The sequence below is a fragment of the Nitrobacter sp. genome (assembly GCF_051535215.1).
In the GTDB taxonomy this organism is placed as follows: Bacteria; Pseudomonadota; Alphaproteobacteria; order Rhizobiales; family Xanthobacteraceae; genus Nitrobacter.
In genome coordinates this window covers 82,582-95,507 of the sequence record NZ_JBPPLY010000001.1, presented here as the reverse complement: position 1 = coordinate 95,507, position 12,926 = coordinate 82,582, and the positions used below count along the sequence as shown (strand labels likewise).

At 62.9% G+C, this 12,926-nt stretch carries 13 protein-coding genes and 1 tRNA gene; 9 read left to right on the top strand and 5 right to left on the bottom strand.

What is annotated here, in order from left to right; translation table 11 throughout:
- Positions 1-435: 435 nt before the first annotated feature.
- Complete coding sequence (cmk, locus tag ACS3WB_RS00450) at positions 436-1,065, bottom strand: (d)CMP kinase (protein ID WP_438273653.1); 630 nt, start codon at positions 1,063-1,065, stop codon at positions 436-438.
- The gene (gene aroA / locus ACS3WB_RS00445) at positions 1,062-2,408 is read right to left on the bottom strand and encodes a 3-phosphoshikimate 1-carboxyvinyltransferase (protein WP_438273652.1); all 1,347 of its coding nucleotides are present in this window, start codon (positions 2,406-2,408) and stop codon (positions 1,062-1,064) included. The genes cmk and aroA overlap by 4 nt, the downstream gene beginning before the upstream one ends.
- A gap of 145 nt (positions 2,409-2,553) precedes the next feature.
- On the opposite strand from aroA, the gene ACS3WB_RS00440 reads away from it, so the two are divergent.
- The 9 genes from ACS3WB_RS00440 to ilvD all read left to right on the top strand — a co-directional run bounded on the left by ACS3WB_RS00440 (position 2,554) and on the right by ilvD (position 10,634).
- Positions 2,554-2,973 carry a TIGR02300 family protein gene (locus tag ACS3WB_RS00440; protein WP_438273651.1) on the top strand — a complete coding sequence of 140 codons (420 nt, stop codon included), beginning with the start codon at positions 2,554-2,556 and terminating at the stop codon, positions 2,971-2,973.
- Positions 2,974-3,041: 68 nt separating this feature from the next.
- Positions 3,042-3,117, top strand: a tRNA-Ala gene (locus ACS3WB_RS00435).
- 295 nt (positions 3,118-3,412) lie between these two features.
- The gene (gene ugpB, locus ACS3WB_RS00430) at positions 3,413-4,729 is read left to right on the top strand and encodes a sn-glycerol-3-phosphate ABC transporter substrate-binding protein UgpB (RefSeq protein WP_438273650.1); all 1,317 of its coding nucleotides are present in this window, start codon (positions 3,413-3,415) and stop codon (positions 4,727-4,729) included.
- A gap of 115 nt (positions 4,730-4,844) precedes the next feature.
- Positions 4,845-5,726, top strand: coding sequence for a sn-glycerol-3-phosphate ABC transporter permease UgpA (ugpA, locus tag ACS3WB_RS00425; protein ID WP_438273649.1), 882 nt, complete (start codon positions 4,845-4,847; stop codon positions 5,724-5,726).
- Positions 5,726-6,574 carry a sn-glycerol-3-phosphate ABC transporter permease UgpE gene (gene ugpE, locus ACS3WB_RS00420; RefSeq protein WP_438273648.1) on the top strand — a complete coding sequence of 283 codons (849 nt, stop codon included), beginning with the start codon at positions 5,726-5,728 and terminating at the stop codon, positions 6,572-6,574. The genes ugpA and ugpE overlap by 1 nt, the downstream gene beginning before the upstream one ends.
- A gap of 6 nt (positions 6,575-6,580) precedes the next feature.
- Positions 6,581-7,669, top strand: coding sequence for a sn-glycerol-3-phosphate import ATP-binding protein UgpC (locus ACS3WB_RS00415; protein WP_438273647.1), 1,089 nt, complete (start codon positions 6,581-6,583; stop codon positions 7,667-7,669).
- Between the two features lie 175 nt (positions 7,670-7,844).
- The gene (locus tag ACS3WB_RS00410) at positions 7,845-8,270 is read left to right on the top strand and encodes an Hsp20 family protein (RefSeq protein ID WP_292610452.1); all 426 of its coding nucleotides are present in this window, start codon (positions 7,845-7,847) and stop codon (positions 8,268-8,270) included.
- Between the two features lie 98 nt (positions 8,271-8,368).
- Positions 8,369-8,635, top strand: a complete 267-nt coding sequence (locus tag ACS3WB_RS00405) for a DUF1150 family protein (RefSeq protein ID WP_438273646.1) — start codon at positions 8,369-8,371, stop codon at positions 8,633-8,635.
- Positions 8,636-8,792: 157 nt separating this feature from the next.
- A complete protein-coding gene (gene ilvD / locus ACS3WB_RS00400; protein WP_438273645.1) occupies positions 8,793-10,634 on the top strand; it encodes a dihydroxy-acid dehydratase in 1,842 nt (613 codons plus the stop codon).
- Between the two features lie 205 nt (positions 10,635-10,839).
- Here ilvD and ACS3WB_RS00395 read toward each other — a convergent pair whose 3' ends face one another.
- The 3 genes from ACS3WB_RS00395 to hpf form a co-directional block, all read right to left on the bottom strand.
- The gene (locus tag ACS3WB_RS00395; protein WP_438273644.1) at positions 10,840-11,238 is read right to left on the bottom strand and encodes a DUF930 domain-containing protein; all 399 of its coding nucleotides are present in this window, start codon (positions 11,236-11,238) and stop codon (positions 10,840-10,842) included.
- 383 nt (positions 11,239-11,621) lie between these two features.
- On the bottom strand, positions 11,622-12,083 hold the full coding sequence (gene ptsN, locus ACS3WB_RS00390; protein WP_438273643.1) for a PTS IIA-like nitrogen regulatory protein PtsN: 462 nt from the start codon (positions 12,081-12,083) through the stop codon (positions 11,622-11,624).
- Positions 12,084-12,325: 242 nt separating this feature from the next.
- Positions 12,326-12,922 carry a ribosome hibernation-promoting factor, HPF/YfiA family gene (hpf, locus tag ACS3WB_RS00385; protein ID WP_438273642.1) on the bottom strand — a complete coding sequence of 199 codons (597 nt, stop codon included), beginning with the start codon at positions 12,920-12,922 and terminating at the stop codon, positions 12,326-12,328.
- Positions 12,923-12,926 lie beyond the last annotated feature (4 nt).

The window sequence follows — 12,926 nt, the reverse complement described above, 5'->3', positions numbered from 1 at the left end:
CGTTTCGCGCGGGAAGGGTCAGGGGTCCGCAATCCTGACGACCGTTGTGCGGGAACATGCAACAACGGGCCGGCAGCAGCCTTCACGTTCGAAACGATGAATGTCTCCGGGACCTTCGACGATCGCAAAACGATCGATGGGTCAAGACCTTGAGCGGGGCGTTCCTCCAATGACGGCGGGAGTTTGAAACTCCGGCCGGCCCGCTCGGACGGCCCCGACATTATCGGTGGCGGCCCGGACGCCGTGGATATACTCCCTGAGACATTCTGCGGCAAGCGAGGAATGTGATTCAGGCGGCCAGCCGCTTGGCTTCTGATGGAATCAGAAGCGAGCTCCAGGATTTGATTCGACGCGTTTTCTTCACGCGAACCGGTATCCCCTTCGCTCGAAAGCGCTGTAGGGCTCGATGAAAACGCCGCCCTGCTTGCGCCAGGTTCAGCGTCCCGCCCTGACCGCCTCGACGATGGCGATGGCGGCCTTCAGGCCGGCGTCGATATCGAGATTGGAATTGTCGAGCACATGAGCGTCCGCGGCCGCCTTCAGCGGCGCGACGGGCCTGTTGCGGTCCCGTTCGTCGCGTTTGAGGATGTCTGCCAGAACCACCGCCTCGTCGACGTCCTCGCCGCGCGAGCGCGCCTCCAGCGTGCGCCGGCGGGCGCGTACGACCGGATCGGCCACCACGAAAATCTTCACGTCGGCGTCGGGGCAGATCACGGTTCCGATGTCGCGCCCGTCGAGCACCGCGCCGGGCGGCTCGGTAGCGAACTGGCGCTGAAAGGTCAGCAGCGCCTCGCGCACCCCAGGAAATACCGACACCACCGAAGCCGCCTCGCCGATCGCCCGGGTTTTCAGGGCCGGATGGCCGAATTTTTCCGGGTCGAGTTCGTGCGCGGCCGCCACCGCGCGCGCTTCATCGGCTGGGTCAGCGCCGGCATCGATCAGGGCTTTTGCGACCGCGCGATAGATCACCCCGGTGTCGAGATGACGAAAGTGATAATGCGCGGCAAGGCGCTTGCCGAGCGTGCCCTTTCCCGAAGCCGCAGGTCCGTCAATGGCGATGATCATGCGAAATCCGCTCCCATCCGTCGCATCATCGGCACGAAGTCCGGAAAGCTCGTGGCGATGAAAGCGGTGTCGTCGACCTTGACCGGAGCATCCGATGCGCATCCCATCACCAGCGCCGACATCGCGATGCGATGATCCATGTGGGTGGCGACAAGGCCGCCGCCCGGTACATGGCCGCGTCCCTCGATGATCAGGTCGGCGCCGTCGATCTCGACCGCGACGCCGTTGACGCGCAGCATGGCGGCGGTCGCTTCCAGGCGATCGGATTCCTTGACGCGCAATTCCTGCAGGCCGTGCATCGTGGTGGTGCCTTCCGCAAAGGCGGCAGCGACCGCGAGCACGAGATATTCGTCGATCATCGACGGCGCGCGCTCCGCCGGAACCTCGACGCCGCGCAGCTTCGAGGCGCGCACCCGCAGTTGCGCCATCGGCTCGCCGGCATCGCTGCGTGTCTCGCTCTCCTCGATCGAGGCGCCCATCTCGCGCAGCGTTGCGAACAGCCCGGTTCGCAGCGGGTTGGTCATCACGTCGGTCAGAATGATGTCGGAGCCTGCGGCGATCAGCGCGGCGACGATCGGAAACGCGGCCGACGACGGATCGGCCGGCACCGTGACCTCGGCGCCATGCAACTCTGGCTGCCCGGTCAGCGAGATTTTGCGCCCGTGGGCGCCATCCGGCACGGAAACAATGCTCGCGCCAAAATGCTTCAGCATCAGCTCGGTGTGGTCGCGGCTGGCCTCTTGCTCGATGACGGTGGTGACGCCCGGCGCGGACAATCCCGCCAGCAGCACCGCCGACTTGATCTGCGCCGAGGCGACCGGTGTGCGGTACACGATCGGCAGCGGATCGCGCGCGCCCTGCAATGACAGGGGCAGGCGGCCACCGTCGCTTTGGGAAATGACCCGCGCGCCCATCAATTCCAGCGGATCGAGGATGCGCCGCATCGGCCGCGAGCGCAGCGAACTGTCGCCATCGAAGGTCGCAGTGATCGGACAGCCGGCCACCGCGCCCATCACGAGACGGCATCCGGTGCCGGAATTGCCGAAATCGAGCGGGGCTGCCGGCGTCGCGAATCCCCCGGTGCCGGTGCCGCGCACTGACCAGACGATTCCGCCTTTTTCGTCTATGCGCTCCACCCTGGCCCCCAGCGCCCGCATCGCGTTGGCGGTGTTGAGCACGTCCTCACCTTCGAGAAGGCCCGAAATCCGGGTTTCTCCGACCGCCAGCGCGCCCAGAATCAGCGACCGGTGGGAAATCGACTTGTCGCCGGGCACCCGGACGCGGCCGGTCAGGGGATGGCATTTTCGCGCTTCGAGCGGACTCGGCTGGCCGGAATGAGTCAAGATCGCGTGTTCCTGTTGTGGGCGGCTGGTATCACAGGGGCGGTTGCGCGTCACGCCTGCGGCTCGGTCGCAAAGCGCTATTGACAGGGCCGTCGCAACTAGCCAAGTGAAGCTCCGTTTTCAAGAATATCCCGGGATTCCCCACGTGGCCAAATCAGAGCTCGGAACCAAGCGCATTTGTCCGACCACCGGCAAGAAGTTCTATGATCTGAACAAGAACCCGGTGATCTCGCCCTATACCGGCGAGGTGGTGCCGATCGTCGTGGCGCCGATGCGAACCCGCGGCGAGGCTGCGCGCGCCGCCGCTGCCGCGGCTTCCACGTCCGATACGACTCCGGAGCCGGCGGAAGCCGAAGAGATGGTTTCGCTGGAGGAGGCCGACGCCGAGGAGAACACCGGCAAGGTCAAGAAGGCCGTTGTCCCGGAAACCGAGGATGATATCGAGATCGACGACACCCTCGACGATGACGAGGACGACGACTCCACCTTCATCGCCGACGAGGAAGAGGGCGACGAAGACGTGACCGACATCATCGGCGACGTCGGAGACGACGAGGAGACTTGAGATCGATCCTGAACTGTGGTTCAGGGTCTTAGTAGGCCGCGCTGCATGATTTGGCGCGGACCGGTCGAGGGGCCATAGCTCAGCTGGGAGAGCGCTTGCATGGCATGCAAGAGGTCGGCGGTTCGATCCCGCCTGGCTCCACCATCTTCCGACCGATTTCCCGGGATCGCTTGAACGAGCCTGCGCCCCGCCTTTCTTCGCTGACATTCCGACGTTGATGTCCGGCCTGACGGATGCTTGAGTCCGCCTGATCGTGCTTCCGGCGATGGAACCCGAATGCGGGACGTCCCGTTTCATACGGGTGGTTGAGTTCTTCGGATTTGACCTTTCCCTGGATGCAGTTTGCCCGATATCCTCCTTTCGCTTTCAGGATCGTTTGCAGGTTATCCAGCGGTGTATCGCGCGAAATGAAGATAACAGCCAACCCTTGAGGAAAATGATGGGTATTCGACGATTTGCCGGCGTGGCCGCGATTGCCGCCGCTCTCGGCCTGACGACGCCCGCCCACGCCGTGACGGAAATCCAGTGGTGGCATGCCATGACCGGCGGCAACAACGATGTCATCGTCAAGCTTGCCAACGACTTCAATGCCTCGCAGAGCGACTACAAGGTCGTTCCGACCTACAAGGGCGGCTACGCCGACACCATGAATGCCGGCATCGCTGCGTTCCGGGCTGGCACCGCGCCCGCGATTCTGCAGGTGTTCGAGGTCGGCACCGCCACCATGATGGCGGCGACCGGGGCGGTGAAGCCGGTCTACAAGCTGATGGCCGAGACCGGCGAGAAGTTCGATCCGAAGGCCTATCTGCCGACCATCACCGGATACTACTCGACCTCCAAGGGCGAGATGCTGTCGTTTCCGTTCAACTCGTCATCCACCGTGATGTGGGTCAATCTCGACGCGCTGAAGAAGGCCGACATTGCCGAGATTCCCAAGACCTGGCCGGAAGTGTTCGACGACGCCAGGAAACTGAAAGCGGCCGGCTATTCCACCTGCGGCTTCTCCAACGCCTGGGTGACCTGGGTCAATCTCGAACAGCTCTCGGCCTGGCACAACGTGCCGCTCGCGACCAGGGCCAACGGTCTCGACGGTTTCGACACCAAACTGGTGTTCAACGGTCCGCTGCAGGTCAGGCACCTGCAGAACCTGATCGACCTGCAGAAGGACAAGACCTACGACTATTCCGGCCGGACCAACACCGGCGAGGGGCGCTTCACGTCGGGCGAATGTCCGATCTTCCTGACCTCATCGGGCTTCTTCGGCAATGTCAGCAAGCAGGCCAAATTCCACTGGACCAACGCGCCGATGCCCTACTATCCCGACGTCAAGGACGCGCCGCAGAATTCGATCATCGGCGGGGCATCGCTGTGGGTGATGGGGGGCAAATCGCCCGAAGTCTACAAGGGCGTCGCCAAGTTCCTCGCCTTCCTCTCCGACACCGATCGGCAGGTCTATATCCACAAGGTCTCCGGCTATCTGCCGATCACCAAGGCGGCCTATGCTAAGGCCAAGGAGGAGGGTTTCTACAAGGATCATCCCTATCTCGAAACGCCGTTGAAGGAATTGACCAATAAGGAGCCGACCGAAAATTCCCGCGGCCTGCGGCTCGGCAACATGGTGCAACTGCGGGACGTCTGGGCCGAGGAGATCGAGCAGGCGCTGGCGGGCAAGAAAACCGCGCAACAGGCGCTCGACGCGGCCGTGGAGCGCGGCAACGTCATGCTGCGCCAGTTCGAACGGACGGTAGCGAAGTAGCCGGCGACGCTATCCCGTGGACGCTGGTCGGCTTCGTTTCGGCGTGAAGTACCGTGTCCCCTCCCTGGCGCAAGGGCGGGGGAAGGGAAACAGTGGCGACACGGGGCGACAGCCGATGCAAAAGCAATCCGTCTTTCAGTCGCGCCTGCTGCCTTATCTTCTGGTCGCGCCGCAACTCGCCGTGGTGCTGATCTTTTTCTACTGGCCCGCCGTGCAGGCGGTCATCCAGTCGTTCCTGCTGCAGGACGCTTTCGGGCTGTCGACAACCTTCGTCTGGTTCGACAACTACAGGGACGTGCTGAACCAGCCGGACTATTTCGACGCCGTGGTCCGCACCTTCGTGTTTTCCTTCCTGATCGCGCTGTCATCGCTGTCGCTGGCGCTGCTGCTCGCCGTCATGGCCGACAGGCCGCTGCGCGGCAGCGTCGTCTATCGTACGTTGCTGATCTGGCCCTATGCGATCTCGCCGCCGGTGGTCGGCGTGCTCTGGGTGTTCATGCTCAATCCATCGCTCGGCATCATCGCGCATGGACTGCGCGCCCTCGACGTCGACTGGAATCCGCTGCTCGACGGTAATCAGGCGGCGGCGCTGATCATCCTCGCGGCGGCGTGGAAGCAGATCTCCTACAACTTCCTGTTTTTTCTCGCCGGCCTTCAGGCCATCCCGTCGAGCGTGATCGAGGCGGCAGCGATCGACGGCGCGCGACCAGCGCGGCGATTCTGGACCATCATCGTTCCGCTGCTGTCGCCGACGATCTTCTTCCTCATCGTCGTCAACATCGTCTACGCCTTCTTCGACACCTTCGGCATCATCGACACCATGACGCGCGGCGGGCCGGCGAACGCGACCGAAACCCTTGTCTACAAGGTCTATGAGGATGGCCTGCTCGGCGGCAATCTCGGCGGCTCGGCGGCGCAGTCGGTGATCCTGATGGGTATCGTGATCGTGCTCACAGCGATCCAGTTCCGCTTCGTCGAGCGCAAGGTGAACTACTGATGATCGAGCGGCAGAAATTCGGCAACCTCATTCCGCACGTCGTGCTTTGCATCGGCGTGCTGATCGTGGCGTTCCCAATCTATCTCGCCTTCGTCGCGACCACGCAGGACACCCCCACCATCGCCAACGGTCAGATGTCGCTGCTGCCGGGCGATCACTTCCTCGAAACATTTCACAGGACGCTGTTCATCGGCTCGTCCGGCACCACGCGCGAGCCCGTATTCGTGATGCTGTTCAATTCGTTCGTGATGGCGATGTTGATCGCGGTGGGAAAGATCGCGATCTCGATCATCTCCGCCTACGCCGTGGTCTATTTTCGTTTCCCGTTCCGGATGACGATTTTCTGGCTGATCTTCATCACGCTGATGCTGCCGGTCGAGGTCCGGATCTATCCGACCTACAAGATCGCAGCAGATCTGCATCTGCTCGACAGTTACGCCGGACTGACGCTGCCGCTGATCGCCTCGGCCACCGCGACGCTGTTGTTTCGCCAGTTCTTCATGACGGTGCCCGACGAACTGCTCGAGGCCTCGCGCATCGACGGCGCGGGCCCGTTCCGCTTCTTCAAGGATACGCTGCTGCCGCTGTCGCTCACCAACATGGCGGCGCTGTTCGTGATCTTGTTCATCCTCGGCTGGAATCAGTATTTGTGGCCGCTGCTGATCACGACCCGTGACGACATGCAGACCATCCAGATCGGCATCCGCAAGATGATCGTCACCTCAGACGCGCTGACCGAATGGCCGGTGGTGATGGCGACCGCGGTGCTCGCGATGTTGCCGCCTGTGTTCATCGTCGTGGTGATGCAGAAGCTGTTCGTGCGCGGACTGGTGGAGACGGAGAAGTGATCCCTCATGGCTGATCTCGCTCTCCGCAACGTCCGCAAGACCTATGCCGGCAACGTCGAGGCCATCAAGGGCATCAGCCTCGCAGTCGGCGACGGACAGTTCTGCGTGCTGGTCGGCCCTTCCGGCTGTGGCAAGTCCACGCTGCTGCGCATGGTGGCGGGTCTGGAAACCGTCACCTCGGGCGAGATCGAGATCGGCGGCCGTATCGTCAACGAGATCGGGCCGGCCGACCGCGATATTGCAATGGTGTTCCAGAACTATGCGCTCTATCCGCACATGAGCGTCTACAACAACATGGCCTATGGCCTGCGCAACCGCGGCGTGGCCCGGCCGGAGATCGACAGCCGCGTGCGCGAGGCCGCGCAGATTCTCGAGATCGGCTCGCTGCTCGACCGCAAGCCGAAGCAACTCTCCGGCGGCCAGCGCCAGCGCGTCGCCATGGGACGCGCGATCGTGCGGCAGCCGAAATTGTTTCTGTTTGACGAGCCGCTGTCCAACCTCGACGCGAAACTCCGGATCGCCATGCGGGTCGAGATCCGGAAACTGCAACGACGCCTGAAGACCACATCGCTCTATGTGACCCACGACCAGCTGGAGGCGATGACGCTCGCCGACATTCTGGTGGTGATGAACGGCGGCCTTGTCGAGCAGATCGGCAATCCGCTGGAGATCTACCGGAAGCCCGCCACCACCTTCGTGGCATCGTTCATCGGCGCGCCGCCGATGAACCTGATACGCCTGCAGGGCGACGATATAGGCCTCGCCGACGCGGGAGGGCAGGCGGGAATTCTCGGGGTCCGGCCGGAGGATCTGGTGCTGTCCGACCAGCCGACGCCACCCGGCGGTGTTGCTCTGGAACTGACCGTCGAGACGATCGAACGGGTGGGAGCCGAAACCTACGTTTACGGAGTTCGCGACCGGCCGGCTGGCGTGCCGACTACGAGCGCCGGACCGGGCGAATCGTCTTCCGGCGAGATTCTGGTCCGCATCCCGGGTCAGGGTGGTCCGACGGTCGGCCAGCGGGTTCGCGCGGTTGCAGTGCGGGACAAGCTGCATCTGTTCAGCGCCTGCGGCCGCAAGCGGCTGGATTCTTGACCCGATTTCAAAGTGTTGGCGATGCGCCCGACATCTTGAACGGCATGCAAATCATCGCCATATTCGGTCTGACCGGCTGGGAAGCTCCAGACGGCCGAACGGGGTGCCGCAAGGGCCCCAGCGCATGATCCGACAGGATTGTGCGCGTCAAAGTCGCTTCGAGAGGACTTTGTGAATGTCTCGTGTTCCTTCGTTGTCCAGTCCGTTCCTCCTGGGATTCGACGAAATCGAGCGTGCGCTCGACCGCGTCGTCAAGGGTGCCGACGGCTATCCTCCCTACAACATCGAGCGGTGCGACCGTAACAACGGCGAGCCGGAGCGCCTGCGGATCACGCTGGCGGTGGCGGGGTTCACCCGCGACCAACTCGATGTGACCATTGAGGAAAACCAGCTTGTGATCCGGGGCCGGCAGCAGGAGGATAAGGCCCGGCAATACATCCATCGCGGCATTGCCGCGCGCCACTTCCAGCGCACCTTCGTGCTGGCGGAGGGGATGTTGGTGCTGGGCGCGGACCTGAAAAACGGGCTATTGTCCATCGATCTGGCCAGGCCGGAACCTGAAAGGGTCGTTAAGACAATCGCGATCAATGAACACGAATAATGCATGGCCCGGACAAGCAAAGACCCGGCGAAAAATCATGCATCCGAGTGCAACGAGTAGCGGACTCGACCGCTTAGTCTACAGAAGGAGTCGAGACCATGAGTGAAGTGAGTTCCACGTTCCGGCCCGAAGGCGTCTCGATCGAGACGCTGGCGCAACTCGGCGAAGGTCATATCGCCTATGTGAAGCAGGTTCGTTCCGAGGACGTGCCCGACCTGTTTCCGCAGGCCCCGAAAATAGCGCCCGGCCTCATGCTGTTCGCGCTGCATGCCGCCGACGGCACGCCGATCATGCTCACCGATTCGCGCGAGGCCGCGGTCGCGAGCGCCTGGAGCAACGAGTTGCAGGCTGTCAGCGTGCACTGATCCTGCGCCAAGCCGGCGCGGAGTAACGAGTTAGCGGAAAGCGGCGGCGCGTTGAGTGCAGCCGCTTTTCTGTTTGCCGCCTCCGGCTTTTCTGTTTGCCGCCTCCGGCGGGGGGGCTGTATGGTCCCGCCAACTGTTGAACGTCCGGAAAAAAACCATGCCTGCCTATCGCTCCCGAACCTCTACCCACGGCCGCAACATGGCCGGCGCCCGCGGACTATGGCGCGCCACCGGCATGAAGAACGAGGACTTCGGCAAGCCGATCATCGCGGTGGTCAACTCCTTCACGCAGTTCGTGCCCGGCCACGTCCATCTCAAGGACCTCGGCCAGCTCGTGGCGCGCGAGATCGAGAAGGCCGGCGGCGTCGCCAAGGAGTTCAACACCATCGCGGTGGATGACGGCATTGCGATGGGTCACGACGGCATGCTCTACAGCCTGCCTTCGCGGGAGATCATCGCCGACAGCGTCGAATACATGGTCAACGCGCATTGCGCCGACGCCATGGTCTGCATCTCCAATTGCGACAAGATCACGCCCGGCATGCTGATGGCGTCGCTGCGCCTCAACATTCCATCGGTGTTCGTCTCCGGCGGTCCGATGGAATCCGGCAAGGTCAACCTCAACGGCAAGGTCAAGTCGATCGATTTGATCGACGCCATGATCGCCGCCGCAGACGACAAGGTGACCGACGCCGAGGTCGAAGTGATCGAGCGCTCCGCGTGTCCGACCTGCGGCTCGTGTTCGGGCATGTTCACTGCCAATTCGATGAACTGCCTGACCGAGGCGCTCGGCCTCGCATTGCCTGGCAACGGCTCGGTGCTCGCCACGCATGCCGACCGCAAGGGCCTGTTCATCGAGGCTGGCCACCTGATCGTGGATCTGGCGCGGCGGTATTACGAGCAGGACGACGCGAGCGCGCTGCCGCGCGCGATCGCGAGCTTCAAGGCGTTCGAGAACGCGATGACGCTCGACATCTCGATGGGCGGTTCCACCAATACGGTGCTGCATCTGCTCGCAGCCGCTTACGAAGGCGAAGTGCCATTCACGATGAAGGATATCGATCGGCTGTCGCGCCGCGTGCCGGTGCTGTGCAAGGTCGCGCCCTCGGTTGCTGACGTGCATCTGGAAGACGTGCATCGCGCCGGCGGCATCATGGGCATCCTCGGCGAACTCGATCGCGCCGGCCTGATCGACTCGAGCCTGCCGACGGTTCACAGCGCCTCGCTGAGGGACGCGCTGGAACGTTGGGACATCAAGCGGACGAAAAGCGACAGCGTCCGCAATTTCTATTTGGCCGCGCCCGGTGGCGTGCGCACCGAGATCGCGTTCAGCCAGGACAGGCGATTCGAGGAACTCGACGCCGATCGCGCCAAGGGCTGCATCCGCGATGCAGAGCACGCCTTCTCGAAGGACGGCGGCCTTGCGGTGCTCTATGGCAATATCGCGCGCGACGGCTGCATCGTGAAGACCGCCGGCGTCGACGACAGCATTCTGAAGTTCTCAGGCCCCGCGCGCATCTTCGAAAGCCAGGACGCCGCGGTGGACGCCATCCTTGGCAACCGGATCAAGGCAGGCGACGTTGTCGTCATCCGTTACGAAGGCCCGCGCGGCGGCCCCGGTATGCAGGAGATGCTGTATCCGACCAGCTATCTGAAATCGAAGGGTCTCGGCAAGCAGTGCGCGCTGATCACCGACGGCCGCTTCTCCGGCGGCACCGCCGGCCTGTCGGTCGGCCACGCTTCGCCGGAAGCGGCGGAGGGCGGCGCGATCGGCCTGGTCGAGGAAGGCGATACGATCGAGTTCGATATTCCGGGCCGCAAGGTTCATCTTGCAGTCGATGATGCCGAGATCGAGCGCCGCCGCGCGGCGATGGAGGCCAAGGGCGACAAGGCGTGGAAGCCTGCGCCACGCAAGCGCCGGGTGACGGTGGCGTTGAAGGCCTACGCCGCGCACGCCACCAGCGCCGCGCTCGGCGCCGTGCGGGTGGTGAAGGATTAGCTGACGACTGTAAATAACCTGTCCTCTCGTCATTCCGGGCGTCGCGAAGCGACAAACCCGGAATCCAGCAACAAGAGAAAATCTGTGACTCCTGGATTCCCGATAGCCGCTGGCGCGGCTTCGGGAATGACGGAAGGTTTTTAGCCGGAAAATGCTCTGTCCTGCTTGGGCAATGCTTGTCCGGCAAAGCGGACTTGAGAGCCCCTCAATCCCACAGCCCGTATTCCTGCCACTTCGATTTCGGGATCATCGCGCCGATGCGATAGGTAAACGACAGCACGTTGAGATGATCGGGCGATGCTCTGCATTTGTACGAGAATGCGTACCATTTTCCGCCACTGCGAAATGCGCCGCCGCTCGCTTCTATCGTGTCGCCGTGATGCCGTGGCGGGGTAATGACGTTGGATTTGGCGCGATCCGGTTTCGGAAGATTTCCGCTCTTGCCGATGTGTTCGACTGCCGCGACGTCGCAGACCTGTTCCAGTCGTGTTTGCGGATCAAGCTTGCCGAGGCTTGCAATAAGCCTCGGATCCGCCGCGCCGGCCGGTGTTGTGACCGCGAGAACGAAGGCGCAGACCAGCAGGATGGATATCGCAAAAGGCATCATGACTCCGGATGGATTGTCGATGATTTCTGATGTCGGTTCCAGCGAACGGACCCCAGATTCGCCCTCTCGTCCAGGGGAGGAAAGGGCTTCGATCCGTTCCGCCGGAAGTAAGAATCTCTCTAGAACATCTTCGCCTCTGGTTGAATCAGAAGCGAAGCTCCAGACGAGGACGTGCTCGGCCCGAGAGGTCGGCGGCTTTCCTCCATTTCTTTCAAGAATACGAATCGATCACGGTCATGACTTTGGATCGATTCGGCCTGGAAATCATCGTTGTTTTACGGAGCGCATTTGCGTTCGCGCATTTCAGCAGTCGCAAGCGCCCGCTGGGGAGGGCTGCGAATGCTGGAAGCGGACCACCGGCCGGCGTGATTCGCAGCAGGTCAGGGGACGGTCGCCGGCGGCAGCGCCAGCACCGAATAGATCGCCTCTGCATCGCGCGAGGCGCGCAGCTTGTTGGCGATGTCCTGATCGCGCAGCAGGCGGGCGATTCGCGCCAAAGCCTTCAGATGATCCGCGCCGGCACCCTCGGGCGCGAGCAGCAGGAAAATCAGATCGACCGGCTGGCCGTCCATCGCCTCGAAATCGATCGGACGCTCGAGCCGTGCGAACAGGCCGAATATCTTGTCGAGTTTCTGCAGCTTGCCGTGCGGAATCGCGACGCCGTAGCCGACCGCCGTGGTTCCGAGCTTCTCACGCCGCAGCAGGACCTCGAAAACGGCGCGGTCGTTCTGCCCCGTCAATTCAGAAGCGCGCGCGGCCAGTTCCTGCAGCGCCTGTTTCTTGCTGTTGACTTTCAATGCAGGAATGATCGCCTCGGGTGCGACCAGGTCGGTAATCATCATATGACGTTCCGAGGTGAGTTTTGCCGTCAGGTTGCGAAAGACACGTCAGACAAGCATCAACAGCGTGAGCCCACATCAGGGCAAACGCACATGGTTCGCGGCCCTCCGGCCGGATGACCGGCCTTATAGTCTAACGCGAGCCCGATGCCAATTCCTGAACTTTTTGTCCCTGCCCGATGGAAACCGATCCCGAAGGGCCGCGGACCATAGGGATCGGCGGCCCGGGCGTCAATTGCGGCCGGTCACGCCGAGCCGTTGACCGCCGGCGGGTCGATCCAGCCCACATTGCCGTCAGGCCTGCGATAGATCACGTTGACGCGGCCGCTGGAGCCATGCTGGAAAACCAGCACGGGCACGCCGGTGAAATCGAGCTCCATCACCGCCTCGCTGACCGAGAGCCGCCTGAGCGACGTCGTGGCTTCCGCGATGATGACCGGATTGAAAGCGGTAACCTCGTCCTCGCCGTCGACGGCGGGCGCCTCGATCACGTAGCTCGGCGCGTCGAGCTCGGCGATCGCTTCCGCCGCGGCATGCGCCTTGCGGACTGAGCGATCCTTGAGGCGGCTCTTGTAGCGGCGCAACCGTTTCTCGATCTGGAGCAGCGCCTGGTCGGCGCTCAGATAGGCATCCGAGGCGTTGGATTCGGCTTCAAGCGTCACTCCGGAATCCAGATGCAGCGCGCAGTCGGTACGGAACCCGAAACCGTCCTTGCTTAGCGTGATATGACCCGAATACTTTCCGTCGAAATATTTTCGGAGAACTTCGTCGGTGCGACCGCTGAGGCGCCCGCGCAGCGCCTCGCCGACATTGATGCTCTTGCCCGAGATTCGAAGTGTCATGGCA